Source organism: Paenibacillus graminis (assembly GCF_000758705.1).
In the GTDB taxonomy this organism is placed as follows: domain Bacteria; phylum Bacillota; class Bacilli; order Paenibacillales; family Paenibacillaceae; genus Paenibacillus_AQ; species Paenibacillus_AQ graminis.
Map to the genome: position 1 here is coordinate 2,828,122 of NZ_CP009287.1, position 24,463 is coordinate 2,852,584.

A 24,463-nucleotide genomic window follows, 5' to 3' on the forward strand; every position below is an offset into this window, starting at 1 on the left:
TGCAGAAACAACGGAGGAAGTGCCAGAGCTGGAGCGCCGTGGGTTGGGGTTGTGCAGAAACAATCCAGAAGTGCCATAGTTGGAGCCCCGTGGGTTGGTAGGTGCAGAAACAACGGAGGAAGTGCCATAGCTGGAGCCCTGTGGTGGGAAGCCGAGTGGAAAAAGGAAACTTAAATTCCTCAGAAATCAACAAACGTGAGGTTTAAGTGGAAAAAGGAAACTTAATTCGGCAATATTCCCTTCTATGGAGCGGAACGGGCTGAATTAGTGTACCTTTTTCCACTTAACCTGTCGGGTTACTCGATGCTTAAGCAAATTAGTGATACTTTTTCCACTTAATCAGCTAACGAACAGCCAAGAAGATACGTGCCTCCTTACGCAAACTTTTTGATCGGGGCGGTCGCTTGAATTTCATTATGCTTAAGTAAACCGCAAATGTGCATGGATCTCCCTGGCTGCCTATTGCTCATCAGTCTGGGCTTTGAGAATCCGCAGCCCTTTGGGCAGATGGTTTTTTAGCTGCCCGGAGCTGGCTTTGCCCCAGCTGACTGGAAGTCCGTCTACGGTTACTAATGTCCAACCGTGCAGCTCAGGCGAGACAGGAAGACTCTCGCCGCGCAGCCAGGCTTGAATTTCCGGACTGTCTGCCGCCAGATCGTAGCTGCGTGCGGCCTGGTCCGGCTCCAGAGCCATGGCGAGGGCATGTGCCGGTTCAATGCGGTTTTTCTTCAGATGGGCAATGTGCAGCCCTGCGCGGGGGACCTTCAGCCCGTCCAAGAGGCCGGTATGCAAGCTGGCGCTGAACGCTTCAGGCAGCAGGTACAGGGAATCTCCGAACAGCAGAGGCATACCGTGTCCAGGAAATCCCGGCAGCTCTCCGGCAGCCCAGCTCATGAATTGCTGGTAGGCATCGCGGACAGTAGAAGGCAGCTTCGGACTGGTTTTGCTCCGCCCGCTGCCGCGTTTACTCTGGCTAGGCACAGTTTCTCCGGAGGCCTCCTTGCGGAGCAAGGCGACGAAATGGCCTTCGCCTTTTTCCACATGAGGCCACAAACGCTTCTCGCAGATCAGCTCCATATCGGGATAGCTATTCAGAAACCGCGAGATCGTGTCCTCATTCTCCTTGCGGTTGAAAGTACAGGTAGAGTAGGCCAGGCTGCCACCCGGTTTCAGCATAATATAGGCATCCTGGAGAATGTCCCATTGCCTTGCCGCACACATCTCGACATGCTCCGGGGACCATTCGCCGATGGCAGCGGGGTCTTTGCGGAACATTCCTTCGCCCGAACAGGGCGCATCCAGCATAATCCGGTCAAAAACTTCCGGGAAACGGCGGGACAGTTCACCCGGGGCTGCACTGGTTACAATGGCGTGGGAGATGCCAAGACGTTCGACATTCTCCGCCAGGATTTTAGCCCGTTCCGGATGAATCTCATTGGAAACGAGCAGCCCCTGACCCTGCATCAGAGCAGCGATATGGGTGGTTTTGCCGCCGGGAGCTGCCGCAAAATCAAGCACGGTCTCACCGGCGCGTGGGGCCAGCAGTTCGGCTGCGGACATTGCGGAGGGCTCCTGAATATAATATAATCCGGCGGTATGATAAGCATGGCGGCCCGGCCGGGCAGGTTCTTCATAATAGTATCCTTCAGGGCACCAGGCCACTGGCGTCAGGGCGAATAAATCTGCTGCGTGTGCAGCCGCTGCACGGCCTGAAAGCGAGGTGCTTTTGAGCGTATTGAACCGCAGTCCCTGGGTCCTGCGGGCGGTGCAGCTCTCCAGAAAAGCGTCCGCCTCCTGCCCCAGCATCTCTCTGATGGCGGCAGTATAAGCGGCAGGGAGCCGTTCTTCATTCATACATCATTTCTCCTTTTGTCAAAATCTAAAAAGTTCTTCTTAGTTGCTGTTTCAGGTGGATACCGATAAAATCAAGGTATGGGACCTAAGCGTACCTGTAAATGTACATATATACCACTATATCATAATTGCCGGGTCTCATCGTAAACGGGCAATTGTAAAGGGGAATGCCTTATGAACTTGCTGCAAGCGCTATTCTTCCCGCCGGAGCAACCCGGTGGTGTATCTTCTATGATCCCGTATTTGCAGGAACGCTTCCGTTCAAGCCGCTGGGACATGGATTTGTTCTGGCTGCCCAAGCGCATCCGGGGCAAGGGGCGCGAAGAGGTTAGTTTTGAAACCTTTGACTGGACCCTCTATGGCGAAAGTCCTGTTGTACAAAAATACATTCAGACCTACAAGGATTATATATGGTGGACCAAGCTGCGTATGAGCAAAAACTATGATCTGATCCATGCCCATCATCCGATTGCCGGACTGGCGATGAAAAAAATCTATCCCGAAATCCCGCTGATTCAAACTTTGCACTCCAGCTATGAGCGCGAGCTGATTCTGAATGGAGCCATTCTTGAAGGCGGACCAGAGCATCAATTTCTCGTCTCGATATACCGCGAACTGGAGCATGTCAGCGACCGGCTCATGACGGTATCACGTTCTTTTGCCGACTACTTGGCCCCATATATTAATCAGCCTGACAGGATCGGAGTGATTCCGAACGGTTTTGATGAGAAAAGATTCAAGCCGGTGCCGCATGACAACGACATTCCGCAGCTGGTAACCGTAACCCGTCTGGTACCGGCCAAAGGAATAGACATCTTGTTCAAAGCCTGCGCCGAACTGAAAAAACGCAATCATGAATATGTGCTGCATATTATCGGTGATGGTCCTTCCCGTGCAGAACTGGAGCAGCTGGCACAGAATCTGGGCATTTATAATGAAACGATTTTTTACGGCTATACGCTGCACCCGGAAGAATTTATGCCGTTCTTTGATATTTTTGTGCTGCCATCCCGCGCGGAAGCCTTCGGATCGGTGTTTGCGGAGGCGGCGCTAAGCTGTCTGGCGCTGGTAGGCACCAATGTAGGCGGAATTCCGGAGCAGATTGAAGACGGGGTGAACGGCCTGCTGGTTGATCCGGATGATGAGGTGGCACTCGCGGATGCTCTGGAAAAAGTGATCAGCGATCCCGGATACCGCTACGAGCTGTCCCGTTCGGCCTGGGATAAAGCGAAGAGCTTATATTCATTAACACGTGTAGCCAATGAGCTCAAAAAAACCTATCTGCAGTATCAGCCGGGAACGAAAGGGTGAGGCTATGATTCCTTTTCGTTTTCTGCATGCCGCAGATCTGCACCTGGACAGCCGGTTTGCCGGACTGGCGCAGCTCCCGCAGGCTATACGCTCCTATTTAAGGGAGTCCACCTTTGCCGCCCTCGGGCGGCTTGTTGGCGTAGCGGTTCAGGAAAAAGCCGATTTTGTGGTCATCAGCGGGGATGTCTACGATATCTCGGACGCTTCGCTGCAGGGGCAGCTGCGCTTTCAGGAGGCGCTTCAGGAGCTGGGGAGGCACGGCATTGCAGTGTTCCTGATTCATGGCAATCATGATCCGCTGGACGGGCCCCGTCTCCGCACCGAGCCTCCGGGGCATGTGACCGTATTCGGCGGCAGTGAACCAGGACAAGCTATTGCCCGGCGCCGCAGTGATGGCCGGGAGGTGGCTGTAGTCAGCGGAATTTCCTATCCTACCGCCAAGGTGACCGAGAACACAGCTTTGCAATTTACACGCAGGCCGGGAAGCGATTTGTACCATATCGCTCTTTTGCACGGCAACGTAGATGGAGATCCCCAGCATGAGACTTATTCTCCCTGCAGCCGCAAAGATCTGATCAGCCGCGGTTACGACTATTGGGCGCTGGGACATATACATAAACGCAGTATTCTGCATGAGCAGCCGCCGATTGTATACCCGGGGAACATTCAGGGGCGCAGTGTCAAAGAGACCGGACCGAAAGGCTGTTATGTTGTGGATGTGAATGAGGCAGGTCAGGCGGCCCTCAAGTTTCATGAATTGGATGTTGTCCGCTGGCATGTCCGTGAACTCTCCATAGATGGCTTGGCGGATGAAGCGCAGTGGACCGGGGCCGTGGAACAGGCCGTAGAGAAGGTCAGGGACGAGTTGCCGGAGCGGATGTCTGTGGTGCGCTTCCGGCTGACAGGACGAGGCGCAGTACACAGAGCGCTGGCGGAGAAAGGTGCGGCAGAGGATCTGCTCGCTGAATTGCAGCGGCGGGAGGCCATACGCGCAGAACGCAAAGAGTACGCAGGTCTGGTCTGGACCGAAGGACTCGTTCTGGAAACCGGACTGGCCATTGACCGCGGGCGTTTGCTTCAGGAGGACAGCTTTCTTGGCGAAATGCTGAGGCTGGCCGGGCGGTGTGAACATTCTTCTGCCGGGCTGGAGGAACTGATGGACAGCGCGCTCAAGCCGCTGATGGAGAATCGTGAGCTGCGCGGAATGCTTGCTTCTGTCTCACGGGAGGAGAAGCTGGGCTGGCTGAGAAATGCAGCCGAGCTTGGCATTACTCTGCTTGCAGGAATGGATGAGAATGCTGAAGCCATGCTGGCCGGGAGCGAAACCCGGCAAGAAGACCATAACCGTCAGGAACAGCTCCATATAGAGCCAGGAATGCTGTCCGGTGAGCTAGGGGAGTCTCCTGTCTCAGAGGACGAAAGCAAATTCCAGACTGAGAACGGCGAAGAGTTAGTGCCGTACGGCACAGAACAGACGGCACGGGCTAAGACAGTGAAGCCTGTCCGGGAGGAACGGGGGGATGCCGGGTGAAAATAGAGGAGCTGCAGATTGGCGGTTATGGCCGCCTGCATAACCGTGAAATGAAGCTGGACAGCGGTATAAGCCTGCTCTATGGCCGCAATGAGGCCGGAAAAAGCACGACCTTGCAGTTCATACGCGCTATGCTCTTCGGCATTCCGGGCAGAGCCAACCTTCTTGAGCGCTATGAGCCTGCGCAAGGTGGGCAGCATGGCGGAATGCTGACCGCGCGTGATCGGGAAGGCGGCCAGTGGAGAATCCGCCGGTATATGACAGGTGGAGAGACACCGGGCAGAAGTGAAAAGCTGCACATTACGGTTAGTTACCCCGACGGAAGAACCGAAGAAGCAGGCCAAACGGAGATGGAGCGGCGTTTGCTGGGCGGTATCTCCCGCAGCATGTTCCGCCAGCTGTTTGCGGTTTCGCTGGATGAGCTGCAGGAGCTTGGCGCGCTGCAGTCCGAGGAAATGAGCAGCTATCTGTTCCATGCCGGTATGGGGGGCGGAGGTGAGATTATGCGGGCCGAGCGGCGGCTGCAGCAGGACGCGGAGAAGCTCTACAAGCCGCGCGGAAAGCTGCAGGAAGCAGCTAAAGTCCTGCAGTCGATTGAGAAGCTGGAGAGGGAGGCGGCCGAAAGCCGTTCCTATCTGCCGCGCTATAACCAGAACATAGCCGACTTGGAAGCTGTTGAGCTGCAGTTGACACAGATCGAGGACCGACGGCGGATCGCAGCCGGAAGACTCGTTCACTTGCGCAAAGCCCAGGAGATCCGCGAGCTGTGGCTGAAATGGAGCGAAGCCAAACTGGAGCTGGCGGAGCTTCCGGTGATCGCTGGGGCATTTCCTGAGGATGGAGCCGCCCGCTGGCGGACACTGGAGACTGAAGTGCAGAATGCCGAAGGGGTGGTCTTCCGTCTAAAGAGGCAGCACAGGGAACTTGCAGCTGAACTGGAGAAGCATCCGCCGGATGAACGGCTGCAGGCTCAGGGACCGCACCTCGAAGCTCTGGACCGCCGGCGCAGCAGCTATGAAGATAAGAAATCCGAAGCGGAACGCCTTGCAGCTGAACTTGATGCGCTGCAAGTGCATCTGGAACGCATTCTGCGCGGCATCGGGGCGGGCTGGGGCAAGGCTGAGCTGGCGGGCTTCTCCGCTACGGCGGCAGACCGTGAAGCTGCAAGGCGCTTTGCAGCAGGCTTCAGTGCGTATGACCGCCGCATGGAAGCGCGTGAAGCGGAGCGCCAGACGCTGCGCTCCCGCCTGGCCGCTGCCGCCGCTGCGCTGCAGGCGGCAGACCGGGCCCTGGCGCGCGAGCACGCCGCCGGTGCAACCGACTTCGCGGGCTTAGCCAAGCGCAGCCCGCGCGAGCTGCTGCAGCTCTGGGACGAGCTGCAGCTGGCTGCCGAGCGCTGGCGCGAAGCGCAGCTCGGCGGAGAGCCGCTGCGCGGCCGCGGCGCCGCAGGCAGCGGCACCGGCAGCGCCGGGCGCCGGGCGCAGCGCTACCGGCGCATGCTGCTGGCGGGCGCAGCGCTTACGCTGCTGCTGCCGCCAGCGTTGTGGCTGACCGGCGCACCGCCGGTCAGCGCCTGGGCCGCACTCGGCCTGCTGGCCGCAGCGGACCTGGCCCTGTGGGTGGCCCTGCGCGCGGAGCGCAGGGCGGACACGGCCCCGCCGGGGCACGGCGGGGAGGGCAGCGCAGCCGCTGCGGAGATGCGGCGGCTGCGGGGGCTGCTGCTCTCCGGCGCGGCGCCGGAGAGCGGGCTTGGCAGGCCGGGGCAGCGGCCGGCCGGAGGCGTAAGCCCTGACGCCAGCGGGCTGGAGGCCGGGATGAAAGAGCTTCGCAGGCTTATGGATGCATGGAACGCATGGCGGCAGCGTGTGGAAAAACTGGCTGCCGAACGGGAGGCCTGCCGGGTTGAGCTGGACTCGCTTTCGGGACAGGAACATGCACTCGCCGCGGAACTGGAGCAGGCCGAGGCTGATTTCACAGCGCTGGCCGGACGCTATGAGGAATGGCTGCATGAACGCAAGCTGCCTGACGGCCTCTCGCCCGAGGGCCTGCCGGATATATTCTCCATGGTGGAGCAAGGCAACGAGCTGCTGCGTCAGGAGCATAAGCTTGCTGTGCGTCTGGGTAACTTGAAATCCGAGTGTTTTTTCTTTGAACGGGAAGTATCGGCATTAATGATTGAAGCCGGAGATGGAGCTATAGCTGAAGTGGGATCGGGGCAGAATGAAGGGGCTGGGAGGGACGTGGGTACGTCTGCTGATGCAGGCCACCAGAACTTGTCTTCGGATGACCCGGTGAATGAATTAGAGCATTCTGCCGGAGCTGTTCAAGCTCTTCGAAGCTCAGACGGTGTTGCTGCTACCGACCGGTCTGATATGCCCAATGCTCCTGCAGCAGCTGATCACGAACATCCATTTTCGGGTTCTAAGACGACCTCTGTCTCAGCTACTCCGCTTCAACAGCAATTCGAAGCTGTGGGTTTATCTCTTCTCAGCTGGCTGGAGTTGAGGAAGCGGGAGTGGGACCTTCTACAGATGGAGCAGCTGCGCCGGGAAGGAATGAACGTTCGGCTGCTGGAACTGCAGGAAGAGCTGGCAGTGAGCAGCAGGGAACTGGAGGAACTGTCACGCCGTTCCTGCGAATTGCTGCACGAAGGCGGAGCTGTGGACGGTGAGGAATTTCTGCGGCGGTCCTCGGCTGTACAACGGCGCGTTGAGCTGACGAAATCGATCCGTCAATGGGAGCTGGCTATGTTCGGAGGCTGGGAGAATCAAGCCGCCGCCGAGCTGCTGACACTGCTGGAGACTCATGATGCATACACTTTGGCACAGGAACGGAATACTGCGGAGGAGAACGCAGTTAGTATTGAAGATGAACGCAATGCTATGCTGCAGCATCGGGGCAAGCTACTGCAGGAGCGTGAATATTTGCTGGAGCGTGGGCTGGAGGATTCAGTCCTCCAGCAGCTAGAGGAGCAGCGGGCGGCGCTGCGGGTAATTGCAGGCCAATATGCAGTAACAGCATTGGCGGCTGAACTAATGGGCAGAACGCGCCGTATCTATGAGCGGGAGAAGCAGCCGCAGGTGCTGCTGCTGGCGTCCGAGTATTTTGCTAAACTGACGGAAGGGGAGTACCGGCGGGTGGTTATGACACTTGGCAATAAGGAGCTAAAAGCGGAGCATAAGAACCTGGGGCTGCTGGACAGCGGCCTGCTCAGCCGGGGAACGGCGGAGCAGCTGTACCTGGCTATCCGGCTGGCGCTTGCCGAGACGATGTCACGGCAGGCAAATCTCCCGCTGCTGTTCGACGACCTGTTCGTTAATTTCGATGAACGCCGGCTGCATGCGGCACTCGCCCTGCTCGGCGAGCTGTCTGCAAACCGGCAGATTATCATGATGACCTGCCACCGGCATGTGGTTGAAGCGGCAGCCAGGATCATTCCCGCAGCGCAGGTTATTTCCGTCTAGAGCCTAATATTGCGGATCTCACCATTCGTACGGTTAACGAGCACCTTCGAAAACTCATTTGCCAGATTCGCTTGGGAGAATCAAAATGTAAAAGCACCTTTGAACCGGCCCCGCCCGCAGGAAGCAGGCGGAAGTGGGTGGTAGCAACAGCAGAAATGCGGTTATTGAAACACCGCAGGCATAAGCCATCCGAAACAATAGCTGAAATACGCTTGTTGGAGGTTACTGGAGCGCAGCAAGCATGATCCACCCAAAACAACCGCAGGAATGCGATTGTTGGAGGCTGATGAAGCACCGCATGCGTGAGCGATCCAAGACATGGCAGAAATACGCTTGTTAGAGCGCAGCAAGGGAATGAAGTGGAGAAAGTGCCTTTGATTTCGGCAGTGGGGCAAGCAAGTGGAAAAAGGGAACTTAATCTCCTCAGAATTAAACAATCTTGAGGTTTAAGTGGAAAAAGGAAACTTAATTCAGTGATATTTCCATATCTGGAGCGAAATGAGCTGAATTAGTGTACTTTTTTCCACTTAGACTTCCGGGGTGCTTGATACTCAAAAAATTAGTGATACTTTTTCCACTTAACCGGCAAACAAAGCGCCAAGAAGATACGTAGACTCTTTACTACCTTGAAACCACCGGAATGGCGCAATCAAAGGGTAAAATACGTTTGAACCGGCCTCGCCGCAGGACTGGCCTCCCCGCAGGAACCGGCCTCGCCCGGATATACCGCCCGGATTTGATCCGGTCCTGTTCGTTCACCCAGAGGAATGTTTCAACATTACCCTCTTAGTATATGTACAGAGCAGGTTCGCTTCCAGCGGCAGCCGTTATTTTCGTGTAATCCGGATCACTGGTTTAACAGCGGCGATAGTGATCCCTTTACCCTCCTTGCCTGGAGGAGGATCTGCCGGGCCTGGAGGCGGGGACATTGGGGCACGCAGCAGCATTACGACCCATACCAGCGACACTGCGCCGAAGATAGGGTAAAATATAGACAGAAGCGAGCTGAAGCCAAACTGGCTGAACACGTAGCAGATCAGCATCAAGAGTGGAGTCACGAGGACAGGGGCGACCGGCAGGCGCTGTTGAAGCTGTACGCCGACACCAAAGATATCAGCGACAAAAGTGCTGAAGATCTCCATGAAAATCAGCAGGAGATAGATACTCTGTACGGCAGGGCCAAGACGGATGGCGATGGTGCCCATTGGAATCTCATACTGAAGGATGCCCGGCATTTGCGAGCTCATGGCAAAATGTGCCGCGAGCAGCATGAAGCCAATACCTATCCCCCCGAGAATCCCGCCGCGCAGCAGAGCTTTTTCATCATTCGTATGCCGGGCCAGCGGCACCAGTACGGCTTGGGCCATTCCGAGATTGAACGCCGTATAGAGCAGGGGGGACATCCAGGCGCCAAAGAAGCTGTGATCCGTCGGAAGGAACAAAAAACGTTCCGCACCGGGCACGCCCAGCGTATTAAAAATAATAATTAGCGACAGAGTAAGCATTAACGGCACCACCAGGCTGTTGATCTGCAGGATACCTGAAATTCCGCGCTTCAGCAGCAGGTAGGAACCCAGAATGGTCAACAGAAGCCCAGCCTGATAGGGCATTCCGAGATGCTCCTGAAAAATAGCTCCGGCCCCGGCCAGCATAATGCTGTTCACGCCAATCAGGATAATCATGGTGAACAGGCTGATGCTTCTCCCGGTACGTTCACCGAAAAGATGGCGGTTGAAATCCTCATAAGACTCTGCTTGAACGCGCCGGGCGATGATCATCATTTTGGTGCCGAGCCAGATAAACAGGACGGTGGAGAACAGGATGGTCAGCACCGCCCAGTGTCCATAACGTGTGAAGAAACGGAGGATTTCCTGGCCGGTAGCGAAACCGGCGCCTACGATAGTACCAATATAGGTAAAGGCGATTTGCAGTGTGCGGACATGGGATTTCATGGCTCCCTCCTTAAAAATGCTGCCAAGATAAAAATAGCTATACCAAGGATAGCCTTGTGCAGTCCATATAGTACAGGTTATGATGTTGAGCAGAAGGACATGACTTCCGCCTAATACTTATATGAAGTGGTTACAGCGGAATGTCTGGAATTATAAAGGGTAATGGAGGTTCATAACATGGAATTATTGAAAAAACGGATTTTGGAGGAAGGGGTTGTCCTTTCCGATCAGGTGCTAAAGCTGGATGCTCTGCTCAACCACCAGGTTGATCCTATGCTGACGATGGAAATGGGACGGGAGTTTGCCGGGAGATTTGCTGATGCTGGAGTTACCCGTGTGGTTACCGTGGAATCCTCGGGTATTGCCGTGGCATTTGCCACCGCTTATGAGTTGAAGGTGCCGCTGGTTTTTGCCCGCCGCAAAAAAACGCTGCTCGCTGATCCGGATGCGCTCTGTGAAAGAGTTCCTTCGTTCACCAAAGGCATCGTTACAGACATTATGCTCTCCCGGCAGTTTATTTCCCCGGACGACAAGGTGCTGTTTATTGATGATATCATTGCTAACGGCGATGCTGCGCGAGGTCTGATTAAAATCATCCACCGTTCCGGTGCCGAACTGGTCGGACTCGGTGTAGTCGTAGAGAAAAGCTTCCAGGCAGGGGCCAGAACCATCCGGGAACAGGGGATCCGGCTGGAGTCGCTTGTCCGCATTATGTCACTGAGTGAAGGAAAAATTGTCTTTGACGAGTAAAGGGTGACAATTAGAGGAACTTAGCCTATTTTTAAAACATCTGCTTTTCACTCTATAACTTTTCCTTTATAATAAAAATTAGACATGAGAGAGGAGGCGTCACAATGGGGAAAGAACCGGTGACAGAGCAATTTTTTATTGATAAACTAACCGAGGCCAAGGATCACTTCGAGCGTGCGCTGGATTGCAAACATACGGAATTCGACGATCTGTATCCCTATATGATCGAACATCCTCAGTTTTTCTGGTACAAACGTTATGTCGCTTGGTCTGAGCTTTTGACCATCACAAGTCTGTGTGAAGAGCTGTCCTTCAACTGGAGACAGAAATTCAGTGATCATCAGGTGGAGTATTTGGAGCAACGTGTGATGTCCGCTAAAGTTCTTGACTTCTGGTTTGAGAAGAATGAAGCGCTGATATAAGAACTTCATAAGATAAAAGGATTGATCTGCAAGCAACTAGACCCGGATGATTACTCATTTGGGTCTTTTTCACGGCTGGATTACGGAATTGATGTGTTGGAAAGGAAAGGTGACTTCAGTCTTATGATCAGTGATGAACAGCTGGATGCCTACCGGATTTCCGGTGAGAAGATACGTGTTGTACGCGACGGATTGGAGAGCAATGATGTAAAAGGGATTGTGCTGGCCTGGGACGAGTCGCAGGTGATGATCCGCCGGCCCAATAAGCGGGTTGTGAAGCTGGACCGCAACTATATATACCAGCCCTTCGCCGAACCCAGACAAGGGCCGGAGAATATATAACTTACAGCAGCACTAACAGCCCCGTCCGGTTATGGACGGGGCTGTTGCAGCGTCTAGGCAGATCTTAAATCGATAGAGCCATCTGCTCCACCGCTTCTTCTCTGGGAAGCACATTAAGCTCAGGATTCAGACCGAGGTAGGCACGCATCCGCAGCATCATTTCATTACGGAAGCCCGGCCATGGAATATTCATCTCTCCGGCGTATCCGCGGCAGGAATACTGGGCCTCTACACCACGCTGATCCTGGCGGATGGTTGTGATCTTCAAATTATGCGCGGTGAGTTCACGGGTGACCTCCTGCAGCATAAGAGAAGTCTTCTTCGTTGCACCAGACACCAGCTCCATATACAGCTGCGGCGTCTTGAACAATCCGCTCCTGCCGATGACACGGCAATCGCGTTCAAATACTTTATGAATGAACGTAAGCAGCAAATAGCTCCGGACAAGTGACTTTTCGTCTTTGGTTATATCTTCTGGGATCAATGGTGCATTTAGTGTACTTCTCTTGGTAGTCGCCATATAAATCACCTCATTTATAGTATGCGAACCTTTGTTCTCATTATACTCCTAACCAGCAAATAAAAGCAATATTTATACAAAAATTTATGAATATAAAAAAATTACGAAAAGATATTGACTTCGTAATTCCTGCATGGTATGATCTATCTTGTGACCGCGAAAGCGAGTCTAATGATATGCGGTCGTGGCGGAATTGGCAGACGCGCACGGTTCAGGTCCGTGTGGTAGCAATACCGTGGAGGTTCGAGTCCTCTCGACCGCATTATTTTAACAATGAATAAGCTCTTGAATTGTCCTTGTGACGGTTCAAGAGCTTTTTACATATTTTTTTGGACTATCGGAAAACCGTTGAGTGGAAAATTCTTTTGCGGCTCTTGATTCATATAAGTGAGATTCCTTTCAGAAGAAAACATTGTCTGGGTCAAAGGGGGGAGCGGGGCGCCTAACCAGAACCGTACAATGAGGTGATAGCTAGCAAGATCATGGAGCGGCTGGACATCCCCCATGTTCCGTACACGCTGATGGAGCAAAGAGATTACCCTTACAGGGTGTGTGGAATATTACCCCGCAGACGGAACTCATTACCGCCTGGTATGTGCTGCATACCCAGCAAAAGCCAAATCATGTTTCTGGTTTGATATTCTACCCACCGACAGGCAAGTTTCTACGAAGTGATTTTCGCTATTGCAAGACATCTCAGTCTGTCGAGACTTTCCCGACAGCAACCCCCCTTCAGTGGAAGGGAGCTGTGTATAGTTGATTTGACATACTGAATTATCCGGTATATTATAGATATATTAAGTCCTTTATTTAATGCTTTTATTTCAATAAAGGATATAATCAGTCTCTAAAGGTTATAATAGGAGGGCGATAGCAATGGCAATTCAACATGCTACAGATCAGAATTTTAATCAGCTGGTTCAGGGAAATGGAGTAACAGTAGTGAACTTTTGGGCTTCCTGGTGTGGGCCGTGCAGAATGTTTGCTCCTGTTTTGGAGGCTTTTGCGAAGGAGGCAGAAGGGAAGGTTAGTGTCATTAAAGTCAATGTGGATGAAAATCCGGTAACGTCCGCCCAGTATGGGATTATGAGTATTCCCTCCACGCTTATTTTTCAGGACGGTACCTTAAAGTATAAGGAGACAGGGATTCTTCCGGCAGGTACTCTGCGCGCTCTGGCTTCAGGAGAAGCAGGATGAGTTACGACTGTGCAATTATTGGCGGGGGACCGGCAGGATTAAATGCGGCTTTGGTGCTCGGCAGAGCGAGGCGGAAGGTAATTGTGTTCGACGACAATCAGCCCAGAAACGGAGTAACTCATGCCTCCCACGGATTTATTACCAGAGATGGCGTGACACCGGCTGAATTCCGGCGTATGGCCTATGAAGAGGTGCTGCGGTATCCGTCGGTTACTAGGCAATCTTTCCAAGTCACTGATGTCTGCCGGGCCGGCAATGAATTTTTAATCGCGACAGAAAACGGCGGCTCCGTTACGGCCCGCAAGGTGCTGATCGCTACGGGGCTGCGCGAGATTATGCCCGACATTCCCGGGTTAAGCGAGCATTATGGGCGAAGCCTTTTCAACTGTCCCTACTGCGATGGCTGGGAGCTGCGGGATCAACCGCTTATCGTGGTGTCCGGTCAGCCGGGAGTGTTCCACATGACCAAAATCCTGTATAACTGGAGCAAAGACCTGATTGTTGCCACAGGCGGGGCGGATGTGCTGACAATGGAGCAGCGGGAGCTTCTGGAATCCAGGAATATTAGGATCATTGAGCAGCCAGTGGCTGCATTTATAGGCAGTGGGGGAAAGCTGCGGCAGGTCGAATTTGCAGATGGTACGCACTTTGAGCGGACAGGCGGTTTTGTTGCTCCACGGCTGCAGCCGAAGGCGGATTTTCAGGCACAGCTGGGTTATGAAGTGACTGAGTCGGGCGGAATTGCCGCAAATGAGATGGGAAAAAGCTCAGTACCCGGAATTTACGCGGCCGGGGATGCCTCCTATGTGATGCCCTCGCAGTTAATTTACGCCGCTGCCCAGGGCAGCAAGGCCGCCATGTCCATCAACATGGAGCTGACGGAAGAGGAGTTCGCGTATAGATAAATCCGGCCCTTTCAAAAACTATCTGCCGCCACATGACTATAGGAGTTGAACTGTGAACCTGATGGTTTTGTGAACTTGAGGGTTTGGAGAAGGCAATGAGGCCCTTCCGGAACAGGGGCGAAGTGGAAAAAGGATAGCTATTTCGCTGAAATCCTCGCTGCAGGAGGTTTAAGTTGGAAAAAGTATACTTAATTCATGCATAATCCCCCTAAACGGCTGCTTTTAGCCAAATTAGTGGTCCTTTTTCCCACATAGTCTGGTCCGTAGGCCGAATAGCTTGAATAGTGGTACTTTTTCCCACATTGTCTGCCCCTATAGGCGGAATAGGCTTGACTAAGAATCTCTGTGAACGGATTCGTTAAGGCGGCTGGGAAGCAGGCAGTACCAGCGGTTCACGGATAGCGCTCCAAGCCACAGGGACCCGCCCGGGATCAGAACAGTATACTGTCTGTAGATATCTGCTTAACGGAGTGAGCTGAAGTTCTACAAGCACTTCTTTGATCTGGGAAGGTGCAGCCGGAAGGGCTGCGCCTTTCTTCGTCATGAACTGTCCGATAGGCAGCAGCATGTCGCAGCTCTTGCGGTAGGACATCCGGTGCGGATAACGCGGGGAGCTCCCGGAATCATATTTGGACAACCGGATATGGTCGAAATGTTCGGTTAATAGCGGACGTGCGGCAAATCTCAGAATGGCAAAAGCCTCACCCGGTTCCCGGCGGGAGTACATAGACGCCATAGCCATACAGTCACGTTCAGTCGGCCAGAGGAAGACATGGCGGTCCAGGCAGGCGCGGAATTGTTCAGCCGTTGTTCCCGGTCCCATAGCCTCGGGGGTGATTCGCAGATGGGCGTTAAGCACTGCAAGCTGGCCGTTAAAGGCCGCTTCCCGGGCTTCTGTCCGGCGTACGCCATTAGCATATTCAGGGTAGAGCAGGGAGGAAGCGAAGATCGCATCCAAGGCGGCCATGCCGGGAAGGTTCCTGGCTCTTGTGAAATGGTATAGTGAGCCTCTTAGCGGGCTTTTGGTCATAGCATCGATGATAGAATGGTCCATAATTGTTTTTTATCCTTTTCGAAAAGCTGAACTTCTGATATTTTTAGAACAGCAGTATTACAGGCTGGAAGGATGACAAGCTAATGGAAATTGAAGCGTTGAGTCAGGACAGAAGGGACGAATTTTTGGATTTTTGCCGGAAACACCGGGCGGATATTGATGATTCTTTTCTGTATGAAGAAGACCTTGCAGAGTTTGAGCTGTCCGAAGAGAACCCCACCTATGTTGCGGTTAATGCACAGGGCACGGTAATTGCGGCTGCTTCGCTGATTCTGAATGACTACAACCGCAGAGGGCGGAAGGGCCGTTTTCGGATTTTTCAGGCAGATACAGCGGACCAGGGGATATACCAGGAGCTGCTGCAAGCCATTTTACCGCATACGGCAGGTCTGGATAAGCTGAATTTATTTGTGCCGGCGGTTAATACAAGAGAGACGAAGAATATGCTGGCTGCCGGATTTGCCATAGAGCGATATTCCTTTTTATTGGTCAGGGATGAAGAGACGGTTCCTGATTTCAGCTTGCCCGCCGGCTACGAGATTAAGTCCTTTCGTCCAGGAAGCGATGAAGCTGTCTGGTGTGAGGTCAGGAATGCCGGTTTTGCCAAGCTGAAGGGGAGCGAAACCCCGGCCACACCGGAAATGGTTACTGAGATGATCTCCGGCAAGGACTACATTGCCAACGGCTTATTAATACTTTACCATAACGGCCAGGCAGTCGGCATTGTGCGTGGAGCGGATGATGATTACGAAGATTCTCCGATCATGAACATTGGACCTTTGGCTGTGTTGCCGGAATATCAAGGGAAAGGGCTGGGACGGATTCTGCTGAGAGCGGCACTGCGGTTCGCCAAGGACAATGCATACACCCGGACAATACTCTGTGTAAATGCGGAAAACGAGCGTGCCAATTCGCTGTATATAGGGGAAGGCTTCAAGCAAGCCGAGTCCGCCGCCTGCTTCGCATACGATTTGACAGCTAAAGAGAACGAATGATGAAGCGCCCGGGAAACCGGGCGTTTTTTTTGGTCTATGAAATGTAGAAAAAGGAATATCCCGGTGTCTAAGAATTTGTTTGAGGAAGGAGAACCTCTGCATTTGTAGAAATTTTTGGTGAGGAGGAATTTTGTACTGCCGGATTAGGCCGGCTAGGAGCATGGAATAACTGGAAGATTCAGAAAGGAACATTCCAATGAAAACACTGGTCATTGTTGATGATGAGCCTTCTGTACTGAACGGGTTGCGCAGTTATGTGGACTGGGCGGGGCAGGGGATCGAGCTGATTGGCGCGGCGGATGACGGAGATACGGGACTTGAGATGATCAAGGAGCTGAAGCCGGATATTGTGCTGACGGATGTGCAGATGCCTGCGATGGACGGCATACGGATGGCTGCGGAAGTGCGTGCGGTACTGCCTTTTACTAAAATCGTGTTCATTAGCGGGCATAACGATGCCGATTATTTGCGGTCTGCGCTGCAGATTCATGCAGTGGATTATCTCCTGAAGCCCATCCGCCGCAAAGAGCTGGCTTCTGTCATGGGCAAGGTGACGGGAGCGCTTGATGCGGAAGCAAGGGAACGCAGCCGGGTGAAAGAGATGCAGGTTAAGCTGGCACAGAGCCTGCCGCTGCTGCGTGAGCGGTTCCTCCTGTCCGTAATCAGTGACCGCATCAATCCGGCGCATATCCGGGAGAAGCTTGAGTTTCTGGATTTGGCATTGTTATCTGCAAACGGTTACATCGTTATTGTCATTATGATTGATGATATACCGGAGGTACTGGATACCCGCACCGAACAGGATAAGCAGTTGCTCTCCTATACGGTGCTGAATATTATACAGGAATTAATCGATAAGCAGATGCGGGGGATTACCTTTGAGAAGCAGCCCGGAGAATATGTGGGTATTCTGCTGACCCGGCAGCTGGATGACGGAGATACGGAAGAGGCTGAGGAGGTTCAGTCTCCCGAGCAGGAGCTGCTCTTGCTGGCGGAATCCATCCGTGACAATCTGCGGCAATGGCTGAAGCTCAGTGTGACCATCGGAGTGGGCGAAGGCGTCAGCAGCTTGCCGGAATTACCGTCGTCCTACAAGCAGGCGAGAGGTGCGGCAGACCAGAAATGGTATCTGGGCAAAAACCGCATCCTGTCGATGGACAAGCTGGAATCCGCTGAGCATCTGCGGTACCGCTATGAAGCGGAGTGGAGTGAACGGGTGCTCGCGGCATTGCGGTCCGGAGACCGGAAGCGCACCTTGAACGAGCTGGAGCAGATTTTTGCACGGCTGGAGCAGAACCGCGGTCATGGCTCCCGTTATGCCCAGAATGTCAGCCTGCATCTGATTCTCCAATCCGGGCAGGTCATGCTTGAGCTGAACGGGATGTCAGAAGAGTGGGAGCAGAAAGAGATGGAAGCCTGGAAGCAGGTAATGCGCCAGGAAACGATGCAGGATTTGCTGCGGTATACCGCGGCATATCTGCAAGAGGTTTGCGATTTCTCCCATTTGAAGCGCAGTGGAAAGGCCGGCGAGGTTATTGAACGGGTACGCATGCTGATCGGGCAGAGATTTGCCGAGAATTTAAGCGCATCGGACATCGCTGAAGGCGTATATCTCAGCCCCACCTATGTCAGATTGCTGTTCAAGCAGGAAACCGGAGAAACCTTATTTGAATATCTGACCAAGGTCCGGATTGAGCAGGCGAAGAACCTGCTGAAAGATCCGCAGAATAAATTGTATGAGGTCTGTTATGCGGTGGGCTATACCGACCCCAGCCACTTCAGCAAGCTGTTCAAAAAAATAACCGGAAGTACACCTAGCGCATACAGGGAGCAGCTTAAATGAGGCCGCCTGAACCCTTGCGGGGACAGGCCGGGCAGAGCGGGGAGGTTGCATGATGAAAAGAGCCTGGACTTATCTGACTGGCCTTAGTCAGGGGATTCTCTCTGCGAGAAATTGGCTGCTCGCCTATACACTGCTCATTCTGCTGCCTGTGTCGATTATGCTGGGGTCCTTTTATCAGCGCTCCAATGACATTCTGGAGAAGGAAGTAACCCGCACGATGCAGCTCACTCTGAAGCAGGCGGGAATGAACCTGACTTATAAGCTGAACCATATCCGCGACAGCAGCAACTCTGTCTTCATGAACCAGATCCTGTACGACAATCTGCTGCAAAAGGACAAGATTACCGATCAGCTGGGCCAGATCAAGGAGCTGCGGAATCTGGCCGAAACCGCCCAGGAGAATGAGGATATTTTCCGGCTGCGTTTTTTTGTGGATGCTTCCCGGATGTACGGCGGTGACCGGATTAACCTGTATCCGCTGGCGGATATGGACAAATACCCTTGGTACGAAGCTGTAAAGGAGGCGGGCGGGGGCATTGTCTGGACGGGGGTATATCCGGAAATCTATAACGATTATGGAGAGAAGAAGATTTTTTCCGCTGCCCGGATGCTGCGCAACCCCAGGGACTATGAGGAAATTGTCGGCATTTTAGTGATGGATGTATCTGAAATGCTGGTTCAGGAGATTGTGTCGGAGCTGCAATTCTCGGAGAAGTATGCACCGTATCTAATCGACGGGCGCGGTAAGCTGATCTATGGGACAGATGGACCTGAAGGTTTGGAACCCGATGCTGCAGCAGACTCCTCGCAAGCCTTGAACCAGCTTCCCGAAGAACTGCTTAGCGCTGTCAGCCATTCCGAAGAAGGAATTGTAAAAAGAACCATCGGCCGCGACAAAGTAAATGTGGTATACACCACTGTTGGCACGACTGGCTGGAAGCTGGTGGCACAGGTATCGGAAGCGGAGATTTCGCACCGCGCTACAGCGCTTGGACAGTTCACCAGTATTGCTACCCTCGCGGGAATTACGGTCATGTTCCTTGTGCTGGTGTTTGTGCTGCTGATGTTCATGATCCAGGGCATGCAGCGACGGGTGCAGATGATCCTGCGGATGATCCGCAAGGAGGGGATCGGGTGGCTGGAGGACCGCCGGTCGTTGCCGGACGGGGATTTCCGCCTGCTGGAACGCAGCGTTGATCATCTGATCCATAAGGTCAACAATCTGATGGAAGAATCCTATCGGGCAAAGATGCAAGAGCGTGAAGCCCAGCTGAGGACGCTGCAGGCCCAGATCAATCCTCATTTTCTCTACAATGCCCTGGATATGATCAATTGGTCAGCAATTTCCCATGATGCAGAGGATACCAGCGAAATGATCGAAGCGCTGGCCCAGTATTTCCGGCTAAGTCTGAACAAAGGCCGCGATAATGTCAGCATTGCGGATGAACTGGAGCTGGCCCGGGTGTTCCTGGAGATTCAGCAGAACCGTTTCCCTTCTACCTTTACGTTTTCCATCCAGGCTGAGTCTGGTCTGGAGTCTTATATCATTCCTAAGCTGACGCTCCAGCCACTAGTTGAAAACGCGCTGCTGCATGGTATACGCAAGACGAAAAACAAGCAGGGAACGATAGAAATCTCTGTGCGTCTGGAGAACGGCGATGTTGTGCTGACTGTAGCGGATGACGGCATCGGGATGGACCCGCAGCAGGCGAACTGCCTGCTGCTTCAGCCCGCCGCCGGACAAACGGCGGAAGGACTGGACGGCTCGTTCGGATTATACAATGTGCATGAAAGAATCCGTTATTTTGCCGGAAACCGCTATGGCCTGTCCATCGAAACGAAGCTGGGCACGGGCACAGCCGTAAGGGTTACTGTGAAAGCAGTTATAAGAAAATAAAATATTTGTTGCACCGATGCCAATTATTCAATCATTTGCCTGGAGACGGGAATTGGCACCGTGGGCTCAGGTATAGTTGGAAAAAGGGAGCTTATTTCTCCCCAAAATCAACAATTGTGAGATTTAAATGGAAAAAGGGAACTTAATTGGGTGCAATTCCCTCTTCAGGAGCGAAATGAGCTGAATTAGTGCCCCTTTTTCCACTTCACCTGCGGAGAATAGGGGATATGGGGAAATTAGTTATCCTTTTTCCACTTGGATTTGCCGAAGGATTGATAAGGGGCTCTCAAGGAAACGCTAAGCTGGAATCCACAACGCAGCGTTGTCCGGTGCAGGATGGCACAGCCGTTTGCAGCCTTGGAACAGAAAATAAAGGCCTGGACTGCCGCTGCTTTATTAAGCTCGTTATTTTTCCCAAAGCTCGATCAGGCGACCTTCAGGATCTTCAATCCAAATAAACTGTCCAAATTCGCTGCTCTCTTTTTTCTTTGCAAGAGGTATTCCAATATGTTCAAGGTGCTTAATCGTCTCGTTAAGATTAGATACTTGGAAATTTAACATCACTTGTTGTTCTGTCGGGAAGTAACTGTTACTCTCGGTAAAGAAAGAAAAGACCGTCTCATTTCCTGCCTGGGGTTTTATCACAGTCCCATTCCAATCTCCTATTTCAACCTGCAACACTTCACTGTACCATTTTTTTGTAGCTTCAAGATTCTTGGTTCTCCAAAATATTCCTCCGAACCCTTTTATCATCGTACTTTACTCCTGTCTGTTATCAAATTTTTAGTTATCCGATTACATTAAATATTCTATATTAATTATTCTACATTTAAATTAAAGTTCCTTTTTCAATGGCCTCGGCGGGATATAGCACCTTGATTTACAGTCGCCAGAGACCAGAAATAATCAGATTACCCTCTACAAGCCGTTCCCCGTTCCCCGGTATAATCAACTCACAAGCAAATGGGGGTGAGTGAACTTGGGCACAGGTGCCACTGAATTGAACCGGAAGAGCAGAGCCGCCGCAGCCAGAAGCAGGTCCGCAAGCAAGTGGAGAATCGCCTGGAGGAACAGGGACTATTATGTGCTGCTGATACCCGGTCTTTTGTTTTTGCTGCTCTTCAAATATACGCCTTTGTATGGCGTACTGATCGCCTTTCAGGACTTTAATATCTTTGACGGCATCAGAGGCAGTGAATGGGTGGGGCTGGAGCAGTTTCACAAGCTGGTGAGGTCCGAAGAGTTCGGACAGGTGTTTATGAATACGCTGCTGATCAGCGTGTATAAGATCGTGCTGCTGTTTCCGGTTCCGATACTCATCGCATTGGTGCTGAACGAGGTCCGGCTGATGTTTTTCAAACGAACGATCCAGACGATTATCTATCTTCCGCACTTTCTGTCCTGGGTTATTATTTCGGGATTGTTCGTGACGATTCTCTCGACCTCAGGGGGGCTAGTCAACAATATCATCCAGTGGTTCGGCGGTGAGCCGGTCAGTTTTTTTGTCAGCAACCAGTATTTCCGCAGTCTGGTAGTTTTCACTGCCGGGTGGAAGGAGGTGGGCTGGAATGCCATTGTCTTCATAGCCGCCATCGCCGGGATTGATCAGGAACAATATGAAGCCGCTTCCATTGACGGGGCAGGCCGAATCCGCCGAATGCTGCATATCTCGCTCCCGGGGATTCTGCCTACTGTGGTGCTGATGTTCATTCTCCGCCTGGGCTCCGTGCTGGATGCCGGGACCGAGCAGATCCTAACAATGTACAATCCGGTAGTCTACGAGACGGCAGATGTCATCGGAACCTTTGTATACCGGATCGGCCTTGGCAAAATGGACTACAGCTTCAGCACGGCAGTCGGATTATTCAATTCGGTCGTAGGTTTTATTCTCATTGTCTCCGGCAACTATATCAGCCGCAAGCTGCTGAAGCGCGGGATCTGGTGAGCAAGAAAGGAGCAGGACAACAATGACAAAACGGACCAAAGGCGATCTTTTACTGGATACCGGCGTGTATCTGTTTCTGATTGCCCTCGGAATGATCATGCTGCTGCCTCTGGCGAGTGTTTTCTCCAAATCTGTCAGTGAAGAATGGGCGATCACCTCCGGGAAGGTGGGGATTCTGCCAGTAGGCTTTCAGCTCGACACCCTGATGAGGGTCATTTCTTCATCCATGTTCATTCGGGCTTTCTGTATTTCCGCCGGTGTTACTCTCATCGGAACCCTGATTTCCATTCTCATGACGGCGCTTACAGCCTATCCGCTATCCAAACGCAATCTTCCCGGCATTTCCTTCTGCATGGTGCTGTTCATTTTCACGATGCTGTTCAGCGGCGGATTGATTCCCAATTATCTGCTGATGCGTCAGCTGCACCTCGTAGACAATCTCTGGGTGCTGATTCTTCCGGGGATGATCAGTGTATTCAATATGCTGGTGATCAAAAGCTATTATGAAAGCCTGCCCGAAGCACTGGAGGAATCGGCACGGATCGACGGAGCGAAGACCTATACCATTTTGTTCCGGATCATCCTTCCGCTCAGTATGCCGGTGATTGCCACTATCGCCCTGTTCTATGCTGTGGGTTACTGGAATGATTATTTCGGCCCGATGATTTACATTAATGACACCGCGCTCAAGACGCTGCAGCTCTACCTGCAGGATGTGGTGATGGACGCAAACAGCGCGAATCTCACGAATAAAAGCATAGATGATCTGATGAATATGTCTCCCGAAGGCATCCGTGCAGCCACAGTCGTCGCATCCACGGTGCCGATCCTGCTCGTATATCCGTTTATGCAGAAGTATTTCATCAAAGGGGTGCTGATTGGCTCGGTGAAGGGTTGACCTGCGGATTTTAGAAATTATGGGGAGGTTTTATTCATATGATAAATAGAAAATGGCTGACACTTGTGCTGTGTGCGGGGCTGGTGGCATCGGCGGCCGGCTGCGGTTCATCCGGCAATACGAACAAGGGGGGTGCAGCGGAGCAAACAGCCGGCGCGCAAACGGAGAGCGGTTCCAAACCGGAGCTGAAGACGCTTAATTTATGGTCGAAGGATGATTACAACACGTATACACTGGCTAAGGTGGTGGAGGAACAAACCGGCTATAAGGTTAAATACGAAATGCTGCCTGCCGACAAGGCCATGGATAAGCTGAATCTGCTGATCTCTTCCGCCGAGCCATACGATGTCATTACGATCGCTGGGGAAAAGGCCGTCTATACCGATTATGCCAAAATGGGCGCACTCGTCGATCTGACCCCACTGATTGACAAGTATGGCGGGAATATCAAAGCTTCCATCTCCCCTGAGTCCTTCGAGGCCATGAAGGTGGACGGCAAAATTTACGCTATTCCGAACCGGGCCTCCGAGTTCGCTGGCAGCAGTCTGCTGATCCGCACGGATTGGCTGGATAAGCTCGGCCTGAAGATGCCCGCAACACTGGATGAATTGACTGCAGTCCTGAAAGCCTTTAAACAAAAAGACCCTGGCGGCAACGGAGATAAAGGCGCTCCGCTGTCCATTGACGGCGCAATGGCTACGATGGTTAATGTAACCGGAGCTTTCGGCATTGCCACGGGCTGGAGTGAGGTGGACGGCAAGCTGGTTGCGGCGCCGCTGCAACCGGGGTTCAAGGAATATCTCAGCTATATGTCAGACCTGTATAAACAGGGACTGCTGGACAAGGAATTCGCCGTGAACAAGGACGCTACGCTAAAGGAAAAGTTCACCAGCGGCCGGGCCGGTGTGATTCCGCTTCCGTGGTATGACATCCCGGGCATTGCCGATGCCTTGACCAAGAACTTCCCGGATGCCAAATACGCATATGTTCCAGCCCTGAAGGGCAAGGACGGGCAGGCAGGTCTAGGGATGAGCGGCGGCTTCGACCGGCTGACATTTATACCGAAATCCTCGAAGCACCCGGAGGACGCAATAAAGTGGATTAACGCCAAGCTGGATAAAGACACCTTCAAGCTGATCGCCATCGGCGAAGAAGGCAAGCACTTCACCTACAAAGACGGTGTATACAGCCCGATTCTGCCCTTATTCACGGATGAACGCGGGCTTGCAAGCAACTATCTGACCGGAATTGATGAAAAGCTGTATCCCGTCTACTGGCAGGCCCGTGTCCAGAAAGACCCGCGTTTGTTCGCAGGCTTCACCTTCCTGAACAGGGAAATTCCGGCAGAAGACCGGATCTCCGATCCGCTGGCGATGGCGCCGTCCTTGCCGGAATATTCGAAGAACAACGCGTCGCTGAATCAGATGATCAATGATTTTGCCGTCAAAGTGATTGTGGGCGAGGAATCTACCGGCGCCGTGGCGGCGTTCATCGGGAAATACAACGCCGCAGGCGGAGAAGCAAGCAGCAAGGAAGTCAATGAATGGTATGCTTCGGTGAAGAAATAGCCGGGAGGAACGCGT

The 24,463-nt window shown here is 52.9% G+C and carries 19 protein-coding genes and 1 tRNA gene; 15 read left to right on the forward strand and 5 right to left on the reverse strand.

Annotated elements, in window-relative coordinates:
- Nucleotides 1-459 precede the first annotated feature (459 nt).
- Complete coding sequence (locus tag PGRAT_RS11500; protein WP_025703108.1) at nt 460-1,854, reverse strand: RsmF rRNA methyltransferase first C-terminal domain-containing protein; 1,395 nt, start codon at nt 1,852-1,854, stop codon at nt 460-462.
- 174 nt (nt 1,855-2,028) lie between these two features.
- Between PGRAT_RS11500 and PGRAT_RS11505 the strand changes: the two genes are divergently transcribed.
- From PGRAT_RS11505 to PGRAT_RS11515, 3 genes are read left to right on the forward strand one after another with little or no spacing between them, the layout of a single operon-like run.
- Complete coding sequence (locus PGRAT_RS11505) at nt 2,029-3,165, forward strand: glycosyltransferase family 4 protein (RefSeq protein ID WP_025703110.1); 1,137 nt, start codon at nt 2,029-2,031, stop codon at nt 3,163-3,165.
- A gap of 4 nt (nt 3,166-3,169) precedes the next feature.
- Nucleotides 3,170-4,696: a metallophosphoesterase family protein gene (locus PGRAT_RS11510; RefSeq protein ID WP_025703112.1), complete on the forward strand. Its 1,527-nt coding sequence runs from the start codon at nt 3,170-3,172 to the stop codon at nt 4,694-4,696.
- Nucleotides 4,693-8,160, forward strand: a complete 3,468-nt coding sequence (locus PGRAT_RS11515) for an AAA family ATPase (protein WP_042266606.1) — start codon at nt 4,693-4,695, stop codon at nt 8,158-8,160. Before PGRAT_RS11510 ends, PGRAT_RS11515 begins: the two co-directional genes overlap by 4 nt.
- 827 nt (nt 8,161-8,987) lie before the next feature.
- Here PGRAT_RS11515 and PGRAT_RS11520 read toward each other — a convergent pair.
- A complete protein-coding gene (locus PGRAT_RS11520) occupies nt 8,988-10,112 on the reverse strand; it encodes a YkvI family membrane protein (protein WP_025704429.1) in 1,125 nt (374 codons plus the stop codon).
- Between the two features lie 177 nt (nt 10,113-10,289).
- On the opposite strand from PGRAT_RS11520, the gene PGRAT_RS11525 reads away from it, so the two are divergent.
- From PGRAT_RS11525 to PGRAT_RS11535, 3 genes are all read left to right on the forward strand, one after another.
- Complete coding sequence (locus tag PGRAT_RS11525; protein WP_025704430.1) at nt 10,290-10,862, forward strand: xanthine phosphoribosyltransferase; 573 nt, start codon at nt 10,290-10,292, stop codon at nt 10,860-10,862.
- Nucleotides 10,863-10,966: 104 nt separating this feature from the next.
- On the forward strand, nt 10,967-11,284 hold the full coding sequence (locus tag PGRAT_RS11530; RefSeq protein ID WP_020433779.1) for a hypothetical protein: 318 nt from the start codon (nt 10,967-10,969) through the stop codon (nt 11,282-11,284).
- 123 nt (nt 11,285-11,407) lie between these two features.
- Nucleotides 11,408-11,626: a hypothetical protein gene (locus PGRAT_RS11535; protein WP_025704431.1), complete on the forward strand. Its 219-nt coding sequence runs from the start codon at nt 11,408-11,410 to the stop codon at nt 11,624-11,626.
- 64 nt (nt 11,627-11,690) lie between these two features.
- Here the strand turns inward: PGRAT_RS11535 and PGRAT_RS11540 are convergent, their stop codons facing one another.
- Nucleotides 11,691-12,146, reverse strand: a complete 456-nt coding sequence (locus tag PGRAT_RS11540) for a YhjD family protein (RefSeq protein ID WP_042266609.1) — start codon at nt 12,144-12,146, stop codon at nt 11,691-11,693.
- Nucleotides 12,147-12,324: 178 nt separating this feature from the next.
- Here PGRAT_RS11540 and PGRAT_RS11545 point away from each other — a divergent pair.
- The 3 genes from PGRAT_RS11545 (at nt 12,325) to PGRAT_RS11555 (ending at nt 14,248) form a co-directional block, all read left to right on the forward strand.
- Nucleotides 12,325-12,408, forward strand: a tRNA-Leu gene (locus tag PGRAT_RS11545).
- A 608-nt stretch (nt 12,409-13,016) separates the two neighbouring features.
- The gene (gene trxA / locus PGRAT_RS11550; RefSeq protein ID WP_337588158.1) at nt 13,017-13,343 is read left to right on the forward strand and encodes a thioredoxin; all 327 of its coding nucleotides are present in this window, start codon (nt 13,017-13,019) and stop codon (nt 13,341-13,343) included.
- Nucleotides 13,340-14,248, forward strand: a complete 909-nt coding sequence (locus PGRAT_RS11555) for an NAD(P)/FAD-dependent oxidoreductase (protein WP_025704434.1) — start codon at nt 13,340-13,342, stop codon at nt 14,246-14,248. The genes trxA and PGRAT_RS11555 overlap by 4 nt, the downstream gene beginning before the upstream one ends.
- Nucleotides 14,249-14,606: 358 nt before the next feature.
- Here PGRAT_RS11555 and PGRAT_RS11560 read toward each other — a convergent pair whose 3' ends face one another.
- Complete coding sequence (locus PGRAT_RS11560; protein ID WP_155990331.1) at nt 14,607-15,302, reverse strand: DUF7002 family protein; 696 nt, start codon at nt 15,300-15,302, stop codon at nt 14,607-14,609.
- 83 nt (nt 15,303-15,385) lie between these two features.
- Here PGRAT_RS11560 and PGRAT_RS11565 point away from each other — a divergent pair, with 83 nt between their 5' ends.
- From PGRAT_RS11565 to PGRAT_RS11575, 3 genes are all read left to right on the forward strand, one after another.
- Entirely contained in the window at nt 15,386-16,297 is a 912-nt protein-coding gene (locus PGRAT_RS11565; protein WP_025704436.1) for a GNAT family N-acetyltransferase, read from the forward strand.
- 196 nt (nt 16,298-16,493) lie between these two features.
- Nucleotides 16,494-18,140, forward strand: coding sequence for a response regulator transcription factor (locus tag PGRAT_RS11570; protein WP_025704437.1), 1,647 nt, complete (start codon nt 16,494-16,496; stop codon nt 18,138-18,140).
- 49 nt (nt 18,141-18,189) lie between these two features.
- Entirely contained in the window at nt 18,190-20,037 is a 1,848-nt protein-coding gene (locus PGRAT_RS11575) for a sensor histidine kinase (RefSeq protein ID WP_081758657.1), read from the forward strand.
- 405 nt (nt 20,038-20,442) lie between these two features.
- Here PGRAT_RS11575 and PGRAT_RS11580 read toward each other — a convergent pair whose 3' ends face one another.
- Nucleotides 20,443-20,790 carry a VOC family protein gene (locus tag PGRAT_RS11580; protein WP_025704439.1) on the reverse strand — a complete coding sequence of 116 codons (348 nt, stop codon included), beginning with the start codon at nt 20,788-20,790 and terminating at the stop codon, nt 20,443-20,445.
- A 226-nt stretch (nt 20,791-21,016) separates the two neighbouring features.
- Here PGRAT_RS11580 and PGRAT_RS11585 point away from each other — a divergent pair, with 226 nt between their 5' ends.
- Genes PGRAT_RS11585 through PGRAT_RS11595 form a run of 3 tightly spaced genes read left to right on the forward strand, consistent with a single transcriptional unit; the run spans nt 21,017 to nt 24,448 of the window.
- A complete protein-coding gene (locus PGRAT_RS11585; protein WP_025704440.1) occupies nt 21,017-21,982 on the forward strand; it encodes an ABC transporter permease in 966 nt (321 codons plus the stop codon).
- A gap of 22 nt (nt 21,983-22,004) precedes the next feature.
- Complete coding sequence (locus PGRAT_RS11590) at nt 22,005-22,880, forward strand: carbohydrate ABC transporter permease (RefSeq protein WP_025704441.1); 876 nt, start codon at nt 22,005-22,007, stop codon at nt 22,878-22,880.
- Between the two features lie 38 nt (nt 22,881-22,918).
- Nucleotides 22,919-24,448 (forward strand): extracellular solute-binding protein, encoded by a 1,530-nt coding sequence (locus PGRAT_RS11595; protein ID WP_036703889.1) that lies wholly within the window; start codon nt 22,919-22,921, stop codon nt 24,446-24,448.
- The last annotated feature ends 15 nt before the right edge of the window (nt 24,449-24,463 follow it).

Excerpts from the sequence above, each read along its gene's own strand:
- PGRAT_RS11500 (WP_025703108.1), bottom strand. The coding sequence starts at position 1,854 with ATGAATGAAGAACGGCTCCCTGCCGCTTATACTGCCGCCATCAGAGAG.
- PGRAT_RS11505 (WP_025703110.1), top strand. The coding sequence starts at position 2,029 with ATGAACTTGCTGCAAGCGCTATTCTTCCCGCCGGAGCAACCCGGTGGT.
- PGRAT_RS11510 (WP_025703112.1), top strand. The coding sequence starts at position 3,170 with ATGATTCCTTTTCGTTTTCTGCATGCCGCAGATCTGCACCTGGACAGC.
- PGRAT_RS11520 (WP_025704429.1), bottom strand. The coding sequence starts at position 10,112 with ATGAAATCCCATGTCCGCACACTGCAAATCGCCTTTACCTATATTGGT.
- PGRAT_RS11525 (WP_025704430.1), top strand. The coding sequence starts at position 10,290 with ATGGAATTATTGAAAAAACGGATTTTGGAGGAAGGGGTTGTCCTTTCC.
- PGRAT_RS11530 (WP_020433779.1), top strand. The coding sequence starts at position 10,967 with ATGGGGAAAGAACCGGTGACAGAGCAATTTTTTATTGATAAACTAACC.
- PGRAT_RS11535 (WP_025704431.1), top strand. The coding sequence starts at position 11,408 with ATGATCAGTGATGAACAGCTGGATGCCTACCGGATTTCCGGTGAGAAG.
- PGRAT_RS11540 (WP_042266609.1), bottom strand. The coding sequence starts at position 12,146 with ATGGCGACTACCAAGAGAAGTACACTAAATGCACCATTGATCCCAGAA.
- PGRAT_RS11555 (WP_025704434.1), top strand. The coding sequence starts at position 13,340 with ATGAGTTACGACTGTGCAATTATTGGCGGGGGACCGGCAGGATTAAAT.
- PGRAT_RS11560 (WP_155990331.1), bottom strand. The coding sequence starts at position 15,302 with ATGGACCATTCTATCATCGATGCTATGACCAAAAGCCCGCTAAGAGGC.
- PGRAT_RS11565 (WP_025704436.1), top strand. The coding sequence starts at position 15,386 with ATGGAAATTGAAGCGTTGAGTCAGGACAGAAGGGACGAATTTTTGGAT.
- PGRAT_RS11570 (WP_025704437.1), top strand. The coding sequence starts at position 16,494 with ATGAAAACACTGGTCATTGTTGATGATGAGCCTTCTGTACTGAACGGG.
- PGRAT_RS11575 (WP_081758657.1), top strand. The coding sequence starts at position 18,190 with ATGATGAAAAGAGCCTGGACTTATCTGACTGGCCTTAGTCAGGGGATT.
- PGRAT_RS11580 (WP_025704439.1), bottom strand. The coding sequence starts at position 20,790 with ATGATAAAAGGGTTCGGAGGAATATTTTGGAGAACCAAGAATCTTGAA.
- PGRAT_RS11590 (WP_025704441.1), top strand. The coding sequence starts at position 22,005 with ATGACAAAACGGACCAAAGGCGATCTTTTACTGGATACCGGCGTGTAT.
- PGRAT_RS11595 (WP_036703889.1), top strand. The coding sequence starts at position 22,919 with ATGATAAATAGAAAATGGCTGACACTTGTGCTGTGTGCGGGGCTGGTG.